This window comes from Neorhizobium tunisiense (genome assembly GCF_039631515.1).
Classification (GTDB): domain Bacteria; phylum Pseudomonadota; class Alphaproteobacteria; order Rhizobiales; family Rhizobiaceae; genus Neorhizobium.
Genome location: NZ_JBDIUU010000004.1, coordinates 205,333 through 220,024, shown reverse-complemented (window position 1 = coordinate 220,024; position 14,692 = coordinate 205,333). Strand labels below are relative to the sequence as shown.

Here is a 14,692-nt window from a genome sequence, read left to right as displayed (position 1 = left end):
CGTTGCAGCTGTAAGGCGCTCTTCTACAACTCTGAATAACAAATCCTTTAATCATTTATCCTAGGATCGCGGGGTTGGAGGAGTAGATGAAGGATTTTCTGGAAAGCAAGGCTGGCAGACAGCTGGCGGAGGTGGCGGCAGTCGCGATGCTATTGCTCGTCGGTTGTATAGCCTATGACGATCTGCTGCTGAGGCTGGTTCAGTCGATCAGTGCGGGAAAAGCCCACCTCATCATCATCATACTCATCGTTGCCGGTCTTGCGAGCTTTGCCTATTCGGTGCTGCGCATTCTCGATATGCGCAATGAAATGATGAACCGCCGGAAGGCCTTCGATGAAGCTGATCATATCGCCACGCACGATCATCTGACGAAGCTTCCCAACCGCTATGCCTTCGACAGGTTCATCTTTTCGCACCCGGATGAGAAGCTACGGGAGACGGGTGAGGATATCGGGCCGCAGACCGCAACGGTGTTTTCGATAGATCTCGACGGCTTCAAGAAGGTCAATGACCTCCTTGGCCACCAGGGGGGCGATATCCTGTTGAAGGAAGTGTCGCGGCGCATCTGCGCATTGGCGGAATACGAATGCGTCTTCCGTTTCGGCGGCGACGAGTTCGTCGCCGTGGCCCGCAACCTGGTGCCGGAAAAGGAGGAGCTCTTCGCGCAGCTGCTCATCCATTCGGTTTCCCGGCCGGTCCGGATCGGCACCCTGCTGACGGAAGTGGGGGCCAGCGTCGGTTATGCGCGCCTGCCGGACCACGGTAGCTCGCTTGAGGAAGTCTGCCACCGGTCGGACGTCGCGCTGTACGAGGCGAAGAGCCGGGGCCACAACCAATACTCCCTGTTCCAGCCTGAAATGCAGGAGAAGGTCTCTGAGCGGGCCAAGCTCGAAGGCGACCTTCGCCGCGCCATCGACGAGGGCAGGATCGAGCCGTTCTACCAACCGCTGATCAATCTCAGGACCGGTGAACTTTGCGGTTTCGAAGCGCTTGCCCGGTGGAACAAGGACGGCATATTCGTCCCACCGCAACACTTCATTGCCGTGGCCGAAGAAACCGGCCTTATTACCACGCTCTTCGAGCAGCTACTGTCAAAGGCTTGCCGCGATGCGCAGCTTTGGCCGGGAACATTGTCGCTTTCCTTCAACGTCTCGCCTGTCCAGATGGAAGACAGGCTACTCGCGAGCCGTGTTCTCCACATCCTGCAGCAGACCGGCCTGCCGTCCTCCAGGCTGGAAATCGAGATCACCGAAAACGCTCTGGTCGATGACCCGGACCTTGCTGCCGCGACGATCGAGCAATTCCATGCCGCCGGCATCCAGGTGGCGCTCGACGACTTCGGAACCGGATATTCCAGTCTGGCGCAGTTGGCGCGCTTCAAGTTCGACAAGATCAAGATCGACAAGAGCTTTGTGTCTAGTTTCACCCATAACGACAAGAACGCCAAAATCATCGATGCCGTGCTTGGCCTGAGCCGCAGCCTCAATCTCAAGACCACCGTCGAAGGGATCGAGGAGAACGCCCAGCTCGCCTATTTCATGGGCCAGGGCTGCGATGTCGGGCAGGGCTATATCTTCGGCAAGGCCATGCCACAAGCGGAAGTGGTGGGCTTCGTCGAGGACCGCAAGCGGGCATTGAGCGCCTGAACGAAGTCTGCCCGGGAGGTACAAACACAAGGTCCTGGCCGAGAAGTATGGGCGGTGCCATCGCCGCGGCCAGGAAATCTAAATGGCGCGCGGGAACTATACCGCCGCCCGTACCTCCGGCTCAAGCTGTGACCGAAGCACGAAGCCGTTCTGCGGGCGCTTGAGGCCGAGGTTCTCCCGCAGGGTCGTTCCTTCATATTCATGCCGGAAAAGGCCACGCTTGCGCAGGATCGGCACGACCTGATCGACGAAATCCGTCAATCCAGCGGGCAGGATCGGCGGCATGATATTGAAGGCATCGGCGGCGCCATTCTCGAACCATTCCTGCATCGCGTCGGCGATCTGTTCCGGCGTGCCGATCACCGTGCGATGGCCGCGGGCGGTCGCAACGGCCAGATAGAGCTGGCGCAGCGTCAGATTGTTTCGCGATACCAGATCGGTGACCAGCTTGAGGCGGCTCTTGTTGAGTTCCGTATCCTGCGGCAGGGGTGGAGCGGGATCGTCCAGCGAATAGCCGGACAGGTCGACACCGTTGTAGTGGCGGGCGAGGATGTTCCAGGCGACGGAGGGATGAACGAGCGACTGGATATAGTCGTAATTCTCCTGTGCTTGCCTTTCGGTCCCGCCGAGAACGGGGAATATCCCGGGACTGATCAAGAGGTCGTCCTGGCTGCGTCCATAGCGGGCAAGCCGTCCCTTGACGTCGGAATAAAATTCCTGGGCGTCCTCGAGCGCCTGGTTGGCGGTGAAGATCATCTCGGCGGTTCGGGCCGCAAGCTCCCGGCCGGGCTCCGAGGCCCCGGCCTGGACGATCACCGGATAGCCCTGCACGGGACGGCCGACATTGAGCGGACCGGTGACCGAGAAGAACTGGCCCTTGTGATCGACGAGATGCACCTTGTCCGGGTCGAGATAGACGCCGCTTTCCTTGTCGCGGATAAAGGCGTCGTCCTCGTAGCTATCCCACAGCCCTTTCACCAGATCGACGAATTCCTCGGCGCGCGCGTAGCGGTCGGCATGGGCAGGATGGCCGGGGATGGAGAAGTTCTTGGAAACGTCCGCGCCCGTCGTCACCACATTCCAGGCTGCCCGGCCCTTGGAGAGATAGTCGAGCGAGGCGAACTTACGGGCCAGAAGATAAGGATCCTCGTAGGTAGTGGAGGCGGTGGCGACGAAGCCGATGTGGCTCGTCGTCTGCGAAAGCGCGGCCCATAGGGTCACCGGTTCGAAATGGGCACCCTGCGAGGAACGCCGAAGCGCTTCCGGGTCCTTGGCGCGTTCCCAGCCGGCCGGACTGTCGGCGACGAAGACCAGATCGAACTTGCCCCGTTCCGCCGTCTGCGCCAGCTCGCGGTAGTGATCGATATTCAGCCCTGCGTCGGCCTGCGAGGCCGGATGGCGCCAGGCTGCCACATGATGGCCCGTCGCCATGATGAAGGCCCCAAGCCGCATTTGTCTCTTCTTATTACTCATTGGCGTGTCTCCCGTTCGAGGCGTTGAGATTGAACTGATCCCTGCTGGTCATGATGACAGTTCCCGTTGGATTTCAGGCGGCGCGCCGCCTGGGAGTATCCACTCCGAGCCGGCCTAGAAGCTGGGTGCGGATCTTTGCAAAGCGTGGATCGCCGTGATCGCGCGGCGTCGGCAGATCGATCTGGAGATCCTCGATCAGATGGCCCTCATCAAGAACCAGTATCCTGTCGGCGAGTGAGATTGCCTCGTCGACGTCATGGGTGACGAGCAACACGGCCGGGCGGTGCCTTGCACACAATTCCCGCAGCAGGTCGTGCATCTTCAGGCGGGTCAGCGCGTCGAGGGCGCCGAACGGCTCGTCGGCCAGAAGCAGGGACGGCTGGCGGACCAGCGAACGTGCAAGGGCGACCCTCTGCTGCTCGCCGCCCGAGAGCTGGTTTGGCCAGGCTGCTTCGCGTCCCTCGAGGCCTACCTCGGCCAATGCCTTTCTGCCTGCTTCCTGCCCGACAGCCCCCGGCAGGCCGAGCGTGACGTTCTGGATGACGGTGCGCCAGGGCAGGAGACGGGCATCCTGGAAAACCACCGAGAGATTGTCCGGTATTTCCAGCGTCCCGGTTCCCTCGACATCGTAGTCGAGGCCGGCAAGCGCCTTGAGGAAAGTGCTTTTACCGGAGCCGCTCCGGCCGAGCAGGGCGACGAATTCCCCTTCGGCGATGTCGAGATCCACGCGATCGAGGATCGTCTTGGTGGCGAACCGGCGGATCAGGTTGCGGACATGCACGGTTCTGGATGCGGATTTCAGCTGGCTAGAGTGCGGCGCCATGAGAGGACCCTCCGTTCAAGCAGGCGGACGAGACCGTCCGAGACGAGGCCGAGCAGCACGTAGACGACCAGGCCGACGAGAATGACATCGGTTTGCCCATAGTTGCGGGCAAGTTCGATCATGTAGCCTAGCCCGCTGGTGGCGTTGATCTGCTCGACCACGACGAGGGAAACCCAGCACAGGGTGACGGCAAACCGCAGGCCCAGGAGAAAACCGGGCAACGCGCCGGGCAACACCACCTGGACGATGAAATCCTTCTGGCTCATGCGCAGGGTCTCGGCCAGTTCGACATAGCGGCTGTCGATGCTGCGCAGGGCGTTATGGGTGTGGATGTAGATGGGTATGATGACGGCAAGGGCGATCGTCGTGACCTTCATGCCTTCGCCGATGCCGAACCACAGGATCAGCAGAGGGATCAGAGCCAGCGTCGGGATGGCACGCTTGATCTGAACGGGACCGTCGATCAGTGCTTCGCCGATCCGGGAAAGACCGGCGGTGACGGCAAGGATCGTGCCGATGACCAGACCGATGCTGAGCCCAAGCAGGGCACGCGTCGCCGAGGTCACGAAGTTGTCCTGCAACCGGCCCTGTTCGATCAGCCTTCCAAAGGCCTCGATGACCGTCCAGGGCGCAGAGAGTATGCGCGGATCGATCCACCCGAACGCCGAGCCGGCCACCCAGAACAGCACCAGCAGTGCCGGCCCCATCTGAAGCCCGAATGGTATTGCCGGTCCCGGTCCCAGTTTACGGCGGTTCCGGGAGGTGACGGGTCTCGCCACGGCTGGAACGGTATATGCACTTTCGCGGCTGGAAGACCGGGATGATTTCGCCTCGTCCGCATCCCAAATGGTTGCCATGCTTCAGATCTCCTCTTGGATGATGCAGGGGGATTACTGGCTCTTCGCCAGGGCGGCGGAGGCGGTCTTTTCGAACCGGTTGTCGAAGATCTTTTCCACGTCGAAGGGCTTGTAGCCGAGCTCCGCCGCCAGCAGGTTGATCGTCTCCTGGTGGCGCTTCTTGACTTCGCTCCAATCTCCGGAAACGACCTGTTCCCCCGTCAGCTTGACGAGATATTCGCCGTCATCCTGGCTCAAGCCCTGCTGGTCGACGTAATATTCCTTGATCCAGATCTCCGGGTTCTTGTTCACCCACTCGGTGGCGCGTGCCCAGAGCCCGACATATTCGGCGAGAGCAGCTGCCTTTGCCGGATCGTCCAGCACCCATTGCGGTGCGTAGAGATGAGCTGGATCATCACGCAGCCCGTGCTCCACGAGCGTGGCGCCATCGGAGCCGTATTGGGCGACATAGCGCCTTATATAGACGCCCCCAAGCGGCGCCACATCGACCTGTTTGCTGGCCAGCGCCTTCGGATAGACGTCGCCGGTGCTCGGCAATTCTACCAGCGTGACGTCGCTTTTCTTGAGGCCTGCGGCATGGAGTGCACGAAGGACGAGGGCTCCCTGGGCCTGGCCCGGGCTGAATGCGATGCGTTTGCCGCGGAAATCGGCCAGCGTCCTGACGCCGGCGCCGGGCGCTACTCCGAAACGGTAGATGGGATTGGCAATCGGGTCGCGGCGTTCACGGTAGGCGATGTTGCGAACCGGCAGGTTGTTCCAGTTGGCGAAGATCGAGGGGATTTCCGCGACCGACCCAACGTCGAGCGCCTTGGCGCGGAAGGCTTCCGACGTTTGCGGGCCGCCACTGATGTTTGCCCATCGGACTTCAAACGACAGTTCCTTGATCAGGCCGGAGATTTCCAGCGCCTTTTGCGTCACCGGATCGCCGACCGTCAGGACAGTTCCAGGTGGCACCTTCGCAAGAAGGGGCGCATTTGTCTGGGCCGCGACCACTCCGCTCATGGTGCCGAAGGCAAGCAGGCCGAACAGAGCCGTTCTCACAGTTTTTACCAATGTCATCGTTGATCTTCCCCTCATCGGTTGCAGGACACGAAAGTCGATGCACGGAAGGGTGAGATATTTTCTATAAAAGAAATAGACTATTTAATTTAAGAGTGCGCCGGATAGTGAAATATTGTCCCAACATGTCGATCATTGACACGAGAACTGGCGACCCGATGTGGCATTTCGTTTTCCTGCTCAGACGCTACAGGGCTTGCCCATAATACGCCGAAAGCGCCGGCACATCATGTCCAAGCCTCTGCGCCAGCATCTGCTGGGTGGCGATATCGCCGCGATAACGCGCCTGAAGAAATTCACGATGGACCTTCCGTGCCGCCTCGGAAGTTTCACGGAGCGCCGTGCAGACAGGAACCTCTTCTGTCTTGCCTTTAACCGTGATGCGGTCGAGTTCGAAGACCGCGAAAACATCGTCCACTGCCCGTGCTGTCCGCTCACCTAGTAGCAGCGGCACGCCGTAAGCTTTTGATGCGGATTCAAGTCGAGCTGCCAGATTGACGGCGTCTCCGAGCGCCGAATAGTCGAAACGGCTCGTCGAGCCCATGTTCCCGACCACGCATTCGCCAGTATTGATGCCGATTCCGATCGCCAGCGGATAAAAAGTCCGTCCCGTCGCCTCCGCTTCGGCCTTCAGGTCGTCGTTCAGGGTCTGCATCGAATCGAGCATATCCAGGGCGGCGGCTACCGCATGAGCCGCGTGCGCCGGGTCGTCGAGCGGTGCATTCCAGAAGGCCATCAGGCAGTCGCCGATATATTTGTCGATCGTGCCACCATGCGACAGCACGATATCGGACAACGGTGTCAGCAGCCGGTTGATCAGCATGGTCAGCTGCTGCGGATCATCCTTGAGCTGCTCGGCAATGGTCGTGAAGCCGCGCACGTCGCAGAAAAGGATGGAAAGCTCGCGCTTCTCGCCACCAAGTTTCAGCTTGGAGGGATCGCGCGCAAGCTGATCGACCAGCGCCGGAGCCAGATACTGGGAGAATGCCCTGGTGACCTGCCGGCGGTTCTTTCGCTCCTGGGCATAGTCAAGCGTCGCCTGCGCTGCGGCGATGCCGGCAAAGGCGAGCGCCGGCGCCATCGGTGACACGAAGACGCGACCGAAACGCAAGGTTATATAGCTGCCGACGAACAGAACGGAAATCGTCGCTGCGCCTACCGCCACCGTGCGCCAGCCGGTACCCTTCCAGACAAGCATCGCCGCCGCCACGACGGCGATCAGCAGCAGCAATTGCTTCATCGGGCCGCTGGCTTCCGCGATGGAGTTCTTGAGCCGCAGGTTGTCAAAAATGGTCGCCTGAACCTCGGCGCCGGCAATCAGCTTGCTGGTATGCACCGTATAGGACACGGAAAAGGCATCGGCACCACCCTTTTCGATGGAAGGCGCGTTCTGCAGGCTGAGACCCACGATCACGATACGGTCCTTGAAAATACCGGGCGGCAGGAAGTTTTCGGGATCGAGTGCCTGGTAGTAAGAAACCGTCGGATAGGTGCGCGGGCCGCCGAACACCTGGATGAGGCTTCCCGGCTCCGGCAATTCCGCCTCGATGCCTGCAGCTGTCGCAATCATCGAGGCAAAGCTGTCCACATATTCCGGCATCTCACGCAGCACGCCGTCGCGATGCAGGCCGACGGATGCTATGCCGGTCAGCGCCAGTCTGTCGGAAAACATCTGCAGCGGCATGACGCGGATGAACTGGTCGGCCTGGTCGGAGGTCACCAGCGTCTCGTCGCCGGCAAGCACCACATCCGGCCCGAGAACAGCAGCAAGCGCCTCGTCTTCGACCGGCGCCGAGGGTTCTGAAAAGATGATGTCGACGCCGATCACTTTGGCGCCGGCTGCGCGAAGCTGCGAGATCAGCTTGGCATGCAGGCTGCGCGGCCAGGGCCACTGGACATTGATCTCCGCCAGCGAAGGTTCGTCTATCGCAACAATGATCGGTCCGTCTTTGGCAAGCGGCGCGGCCCCGATGGTCGAAAGATAGTCGAATGCGCGATAGTCGACCAGCGGCCAGCCGGGCAGGCGCATGACGAGCGCCACCGCCGCGAAGAAGAATGCCGCCAGAATGACGATCTGCACGCCGCGCGAGGAGAAGAAGCGCGGCGTCGAAAAGGAGAAACCGCGCCGGCCGGCCATCAGAACCGAACTTTGAGCGTGCCCCTGAAGGACCGGCCCCAACCGGGCGTCCCGGCGCTTACCTCGATGTCCTCGTCCAGGAGGTTGTAGGCGGTGAGATCCAATTCAAAGCGCTTGTCGAGGGGCTCCCAGGTCAGGCTGGCGTCCAAGGTCCAGTAATCGTCAAGTTCGATACCGACTTCGTCGACACGATCGCCCACATAGTTGGCGGCAAGCGTTGCCTTCACATTCGCTTCGTTGACCCAGGTGAGCGCCACCTGTCCTCCCCATTCCGGCACGAAAGGCAAGGGGCCGCCGAATGTAGCGGATGCGGGGTCGCGGTCTTCGGAGTCGGTATATGCAACGGTCGATGAGAGGCCAAAGCCGTGGCCGAGAAGAAGGTTGGCGCTAAGGCTACCGCGATCGATACGGCCTTCGGAGGTGGTGAAAGGTATAGACGACAAGGGGACAGCAATACGCAGATCGTCGAGATCCTGATGCTGGAATTCGACCGCCGTGAAAAAGTCCGGTGTCCATTCGGCATCCCAACGGAAAGCGTAGGTGTCGATATAGCCATCAGTTCCCACGGAAACGGGATTAGGCTGAAGACCAACAACACCGATGGGAGAAAGAGTGGGCGTCGAGATATCCAGGCTGCTTCGCATGAAGCCGGCACGTAGCCACTGCTTTTCCGCTGGCGACCAAGCTATCCCCAAGCGGGGTTCGATCCTGGTGTTCGTCATGGCACTTTCCGCATAAGTGCCGAAGAGTGCATATTCCGCCTTGAGATCGGGGGTGATTTCATGCAGCAGATCCACATAGATCCTGCCAATGGCGCTGCGATCCGAAGCGCTGAAGGCTGAATCCAGCGCCGGCGGGATCAAACCGATTGGAACGAGATTTTCGTAGACTTGAGATTGGCGGGCATCGATCCAGCCGCCTTCGATCCCATACCGCCACGTCAGATTGCCGGATCCGACGGTATGATTGATTGCCGCGATATAAGCGTCCTGGCTGAATGTGTCGGTTTCGTTTGCCACCGGAAGAGGGAAGCCAAGGATATCGAACTCCAGATACCGCTGGTCTTTTGTCTTGATGCCGCTGTAGAGCAAAGCGGCATTGAGCACATTTTGGTAGCCAAACGTGTGGCTCCAACCGAGACCGCCGTTGGTTACTCGTGCCGAAGCACTCTGCTGACTGGCCAGGGGGGCGGTGAATGTAAGTGGCGGCAGACCAAAAATCGTTGACGGATCCCCGTCGAATACAAGATCGCGGCTCAGTTCGCTCTTGGCGTCGTTGTAGTAGAGAACAAATCGGTCGTACGGAGTGGGACTGGCGGTCAGATAACCATTGCCTCCGATGACCTTGTTCTCCGTATCAAGATCCGTCAGCGCACCGATATCCCGGCTGTCCGGTAACCTCTGCCATTGCAAATTCCCATAGAAGCTGATCGGGAATGGCAGATTGCTATACCCTTGGACCTCCCCTTCGCCGATATAATCGAACTCACCCCCCGCCGTATTGATCCCGCCGCCGATCGAGCCCTCGAAGAATGGGCGCCGGATGATATTGGCGGAGCGTGAGCGGCCGGAAATCACATGCGGTTCGAGCATCAGGCCCTGCAGGAAGGACGAGAACGCCTGCCCGTTCGGTGCGTTGGTGATGACGTTGTCGCCGTAGAAGTAGTTGTTCACGAACGGATTGGCGCTGCCGCGGATGCTCTGGTCGATATAGGCGGTACCGGCGAACGGATCGAAGGCCGCGTCGCTGTAATATTCGCCCCAGGCATTCATGCCCTGTAGTCGGAATGCATCGTTCAGCGTCGATCCGGCCTGCTGGTTGGCGCCGAGCGAGGTGAAATCGCCGCCGCGGGCTTTCGAGCGCTTGAGATATTCCTGCGCGTTGCGGATGGCGCCTTCCGAATCGTAATTGTCGATCGCGACTGCCGTGCGCAGGGCGGATATCACCGGATCGTTATCGTCGAGCCTTTCGGCATTTTCCGTCGCCTGCTCGGCCGGTACTCGGTCGCCCTTTTCGTAATTCGCGGCCGCAAGCAGCAATTGCGCTTGCGAATATCCGGGATTGGCAACGCTCGCCGCGAGCAGGTCGTCGACCGCCTTGTCCAGTTCTCCGGTCTGCAGATAGTAACGGCCGCGGGCGACAAGTGCGATATCGAAGCCCGGATCGATGGCGAAGGCCGTGTCGATCTCCCGCTTGGCATCCTCGATGCGGCCGATATCGAGATAGAAGAGCGCCAGGTTGGAATGGGTGAGAGGGTCCTGGGGATCGAGTTCGATCGACTTCTTGAAGGCCGCTTCGGCCTCGCGGTTGGCGTTCCGCACCGAGTGGATGTTGCCGATCGCGTTCCAGGTTGTCGAACTCCCGGGCGCGACCTTGACGGCTGCTTCGAGGTCGGCGAGCGCGCCTTGATAGTCACCCTTGAAGCCTGCGCGAAAATGTGACCGGGCCTCGAGCGCTGTCGGTTCGGCGGGATCGATCGACAGCGACCGGTTGAGCGCCTCTTCCGCCTGGGCGCGATCGTTCAGTAGAACAGCAAGCCAACCGCGATAGGCCGGCAGTTCGGGGTCGTCCGGATATTGCCGTTCGGCTTCCTGCAGCACCTTGATGGCAGCCTTCAAGTCCTGCAGGAAGCCCAGCGCATAGGCGCGCAGAAATGCTCCGTCGGATCCGCCCACCTGCGGCGGCAGTGCCTCCACCCGGTTCGGGTCGGCAAGAGCGCGGGCATAGTAGCCGCCGTAAAGCGCGATGCCCCGCCGTTTGGGATCGAGTCCGCGCTGCGCCTTTTCGAACAGCTTGGCAGCTTCCGCGTAGCGGGTCTCGCTTGCGGCAAGGACCGCCTCGATCAAGGTCACGCGAGCCTGCTGGGAGGCGGAAAGCCTCTGCCCCTTGAGCGTCGCAAGCGTCTGCCGCGCCCGTTGGCGGCCTTCGAGCGAAAGCTGGGCTTCGGCAAGTGCGACCCAATCCTCTGCGCTACGGCGCTCGAGGGGAATGGCTGCGATGCGATCAGCATTGCGGCGCATCTCGGCGACGGGTTGAGCCGAGGGCGGCATCCGCTCGAAAGCCTCACGCGGTGGCAGGAAGAACAGCATCTGCTCGCGGTCGTCGGAATCGACAATGACGATCTTGCGAGGTGCCTGGCCGATCGAGGCGACGGCCCCTTCGCCTTGGCGCACCTCGACACTGCCCTGAGGATTGCTGAACTGCACGACGCCTTCGAGAACGTTGAGCGAAGTCTGGTCGCCCTTGACCGTCATCGTCCAGTCGGTGCCGCGGATCGCTGCCGCCGCCGCAGGCGTCTCGACCCGTACGCCAGGCCCGCCGCGTTCCGCGCGTGCCCAGATAGTACCGGACTGAAGTTCCAGCACGGTGTCGGCACTGGTGCTGTCGGTGATCTGCTTGACGACCAACGAGGAATTGCGGCCGAGCCGGACCTGCGTCCGGTCGGAAAACAGGATCGCCAGCTGGCCGGTCGCATTGGTGCGCAGCACGTCACCGGTGAGGAGGTCCTGCTTGAGGTCGACGAACTGCCAGCTGGATACGTCGATAAAGCGGACTTCCTCACCCACCTTGCGGGCAATGACTGCGCCGGCAGCCGGCCCCGCCCGTTGGACAGGCTCTGCCACTGCCGGGGACATCAGTCCGCCAGCAAGTATAGGCAGCGCAACTGCTGCAACATAAAACCGATTGAACGCCCCCGACATGCCTCACAACTGCGTAGAAATGCGGCAGGAGTCAAGACGAGCTTTAGCAATGGCATTGCTTTTCGGCTGAACTGTATTAACAGGGAAACAGTTCGGAACAGGGGAAAAGCAAGTTGAGCGACTTCGAAAGCGCGCCGACCGAGATGCTCGAAATGCCAATGGCGTCCGGCGAGATCACCGAGGAATACTTCAACCATGTTCGAAAGATCAACGACGTATTCTATGATCAGATCAAGATATCCGATCAGAAGGCCGCCTATATCTTTACCTTCATGCTCGCCTTTCTGATCTCGTCGAGCGAGGGGCGAGGCGTATTCACCTTGGCGCGTTATACCGATGGCGCGTGGGCAGCGGTGATTGTTTCCGCTTTGCTTGCCATTGCTTCAGTTTCGTCAATTCTTTCGGCCATCCTTGTCGTGCTGCCGCGGCGAGTGGAGAAGTCCACCTCGCTTTTTTGGGGAGCATGGCCGCAGCACAGAGCAATATTCGAGCACGCGGCGCAGCGCAGCGATGTTGGCTATCTCTTCAAGGAATACCTGGACAACGCCGATGTTCTCTCCGTGATCGCCCGGCAGAAATACCGCTGCGTCTCCTATGCGTTCCGCGGAATGCTCTTCACGGTCGTTGCATACGTCCTGCTTCTTCTGATCACCTGAAGGATAATCTCCAAGCTCGCCCCGATCGCAAGCCTGATGTTCCGATCCTTGAATGGGGCGACCACGGTGAACCCGACGCCGTGGCGGGGTCGATGCGGCCAGGCATTGTGCCGCCGGGCAGTTCGCGCTCTTCAGGAAGAAGTCCCGTGTAGCGACCGGATTTCCCGAAGGCGCCAGGCCCGCGGTGTTTCGCCCGTCTGCTTCACGAAAAACCGCGAGAAATAGGCAGGATCGGCAAAGCCGAGGCGATGACCGACCTCCTGCACGGAGGCGAGCGAGAAGACGAGTTCACGCTTGGACTCCTCGATCAGCTTGGCGGTGATCAGGTCGTGCACCGTGCAGCCCGCCATCGACCGGACAACGCGATTGAGATGGGTCAGCGAGATGCCGAGCTCGGCCGCATAAAAGCATATCGGCTTGTGCGCGCGGAAATGCTGCTGAATGAGTCCGTTCAGCATCTCCATCCGCCGTTCGCCTTCGTGCGCCGGGAACTGATTGAGGTTGTCGGCGTAAGAGATGCGCGCTGTCAGCCTCAGGGCGAGCTTTACATAGGAAGTGAGAAGCTCGTTGCGCCCGTTGTTGCGGTGATCGAATTCCTCGCCAATTCGTTTCAGCGTTTGCGTCAGGTAGGCTGCATCGGTATTCAGCCGGTCGAGCGGGGTTAGGTGCGGTGTCGCAAGCCATTCGCTGAAGCGGCTGCGCTCTCCCGGCTGGTGGTCGAGATGGGCACTCAGGATGGTGATGACCGAACCCTCGATATCGCGGGAGAACCGGAAGCCGTGACTGAGGCCGGGAGGCACGGTGATTACCGACGGTGGTCGGATGGGATGCGTTTCACTGTCGAAAGACGCGTCGCCTGACCCCGCCTCGATGTACAGTATCTGAAAGAATGACTCGTGCCGATGCAGGCGGATCTCCCACTGGTGGCGGCTGCTTCTCGACCTGATGGTTTCGCAATGCAGCCAGAAATCATGCCGCTGGCCCGGATCCTCTCCGTATAGCTGATAGGTCGGTATGTGCCTGTTCATCTGATGTCTCCGGCCGCGATGTTCGGTTTGTCCAATTTTTTGGCTCGAATGTCCATTGTCGCCTATGCGGAAGCCGAGCACAATTTGCCAAACGAAAACACTTGGGAGGAGATCAATGAGAACGCAGGTCGCCATTATCGGCTCCGGACCGTCAGGTCTCTTGCTTGGCCAGCTTCTGACGGAAGCAGGCATCGACAACATCATCCTTGATCGTGTCGGCAAGGATTACATTCTCGGCCGGGTCCGTGCCGGCGTGTTGGAGGAGGGTACGGTCGGGCTGATCGACCAGGCCGGGGCCGGAGCGCGGCTGCACGCTGAAGGCCTGCCGCACGAGGGTTTCTCGCTCGCCTTCGACGGTCGCGATCATCGGATCGATCTCCACGGGCTGACCGGTGGCAAGCGCGTCATGGTCTATGGTCAGACGGAAGTGACCCGCGACCTGATGGAACGTCGCGAGGCAAGCGAAGCCCGGACGATCTACGAAGCCGCCAATGTCGCGCCCCACGATTTCGACACCCGCCGGCCCTTCGTCATCTACGAAAAGGACGGCAACACGCATCGCATCGACTGCGATTTCATTGCCGGTTGCGACGGTTTTCATGGCCCGAGCCGCAACGCCGTGCCGAAAAGCGCAATCCGCATTTTCGAGAAAATCTATCCGTTCGGCTGGCTCGGCATCCTGGCGGAGGTCGCGCCGGTCAGTCATGAGCTGATCTATGCCAATCATCCTCGCGGTTTTGCGCTTTGCTCGATGCGATCGGCGACCCGCAGCCGCTATTACATCCAGTGCGCCCTCGACGAGAAGATCGAGGACTGGAGCGATGACCGGTTCTGGGACGAACTTCGCCGCCGCCTGCCTGCGCATCATGCGGAAGCGCTGGTCACCGCGCCGTCCTTCGAGAAGTCGATCGCACCGCTGCGCTCGTTTGTTGCCGAGCCGATGCGGTTCGGCAGAATGTTCCTCGTCGGCGATGCAGCTCATATCGTGCCGCCAACCGGGGCCAAGGGGCTGAACCTTGCCGCGAGTGACGTGCACTACCTCTTCCGCGGGCTGCGGGAGCACTACCAGGAGCGTTCCGACGCCGGCCTCGACGCCTATTCCGAAAAGGCGCTTGCCCGGGTGTGGAAGGCGGTGCGCTTCTCCTGGTGGATGACGACGATGATGCATCGCTTTCCCGACACGGGCGAATTCGACCAGAGGATCCAGGAAGCCGAGCTGGGCTATCTGACGCATTCGCGGGCAGCGTCGACGGCGCTTGCGGAAAACTATGTGGGCCTGCCCCTCTGACGCCGCTTCGACCGAGCGCAGAAG

10 protein-coding genes are annotated in these 14,692 nt (G+C 60.6%); 3 read left to right on the top strand and 7 right to left on the bottom strand.

The window, feature by feature from the left end; all coding sequences use genetic code 11:
* The first annotated feature begins 86 nt into the window (after positions 1-86).
* Positions 87-1,646, top strand: a complete 1,560-nt coding sequence (locus ABCW43_RS17340; RefSeq protein WP_345926638.1) for a putative bifunctional diguanylate cyclase/phosphodiesterase — start codon at positions 87-89, stop codon at positions 1,644-1,646.
* A 96-nt stretch (positions 1,647-1,742) separates the two neighbouring features.
* Here the strand turns inward: ABCW43_RS17340 and ABCW43_RS17335 are convergent, their stop codons facing one another.
* From ABCW43_RS17335 to ABCW43_RS17310, 6 genes are all read right to left on the bottom strand, one after another.
* Positions 1,743-3,119 (bottom strand): LLM class flavin-dependent oxidoreductase, encoded by a 1,377-nt coding sequence (locus ABCW43_RS17335; protein ID WP_345926636.1) that lies wholly within the window; start codon positions 3,117-3,119, stop codon positions 1,743-1,745.
* 73 nt (positions 3,120-3,192) lie between these two features.
* Positions 3,193-3,942 carry an ABC transporter ATP-binding protein gene (locus ABCW43_RS17330; RefSeq protein ID WP_345926634.1) on the bottom strand — a complete coding sequence of 250 codons (750 nt, stop codon included), beginning with the start codon at positions 3,940-3,942 and terminating at the stop codon, positions 3,193-3,195.
* The gene (locus ABCW43_RS17325) at positions 3,918-4,799 is read right to left on the bottom strand and encodes an ABC transporter permease (RefSeq protein WP_345926633.1); all 882 of its coding nucleotides are present in this window, start codon (positions 4,797-4,799) and stop codon (positions 3,918-3,920) included. The genes ABCW43_RS17330 and ABCW43_RS17325 overlap by 25 nt, the downstream gene beginning before the upstream one ends.
* Before the next feature lie 33 nt (positions 4,800-4,832).
* Positions 4,833-5,858 (bottom strand): ABC transporter substrate-binding protein, encoded by a 1,026-nt coding sequence (locus ABCW43_RS17320; RefSeq protein WP_345926631.1) that lies wholly within the window; start codon positions 5,856-5,858, stop codon positions 4,833-4,835.
* Positions 5,859-6,045: 187 nt separating this feature from the next.
* A complete protein-coding gene (locus tag ABCW43_RS17315) occupies positions 6,046-7,995 on the bottom strand; it encodes a CHASE2 domain-containing protein (protein WP_345926629.1) in 1,950 nt (649 codons plus the stop codon).
* Positions 7,995-11,696 carry a FecR domain-containing protein gene (locus tag ABCW43_RS17310; RefSeq protein ID WP_445738959.1) on the bottom strand — a complete coding sequence of 1,234 codons (3,702 nt, stop codon included), beginning with the start codon at positions 11,694-11,696 and terminating at the stop codon, positions 7,995-7,997. The genes ABCW43_RS17315 and ABCW43_RS17310 overlap by 1 nt, the downstream gene beginning before the upstream one ends.
* Positions 11,697-11,809: 113 nt before the next feature.
* On the opposite strand from ABCW43_RS17310, the gene ABCW43_RS17305 reads away from it, so the two are divergent.
* Positions 11,810-12,352: a Pycsar system effector family protein gene (locus tag ABCW43_RS17305; RefSeq protein ID WP_345926625.1), complete on the top strand. Its 543-nt coding sequence runs from the start codon at positions 11,810-11,812 to the stop codon at positions 12,350-12,352.
* A 131-nt stretch (positions 12,353-12,483) separates the two neighbouring features.
* On the opposite strand, the gene ABCW43_RS17300 is transcribed toward ABCW43_RS17305, so the two are convergent.
* Positions 12,484-13,380 (bottom strand): helix-turn-helix domain-containing protein, encoded by an 897-nt coding sequence (locus ABCW43_RS17300; RefSeq protein WP_345926623.1) that lies wholly within the window; start codon positions 13,378-13,380, stop codon positions 12,484-12,486.
* A gap of 115 nt (positions 13,381-13,495) precedes the next feature.
* On the opposite strand from ABCW43_RS17300, the gene pobA reads away from it, so the two are divergent.
* On the top strand, positions 13,496-14,668 hold the full coding sequence (gene pobA / locus ABCW43_RS17295; RefSeq protein WP_345926620.1) for a 4-hydroxybenzoate 3-monooxygenase: 1,173 nt from the start codon (positions 13,496-13,498) through the stop codon (positions 14,666-14,668).
* The last annotated feature ends 24 nt before the right edge of the window (positions 14,669-14,692 follow it).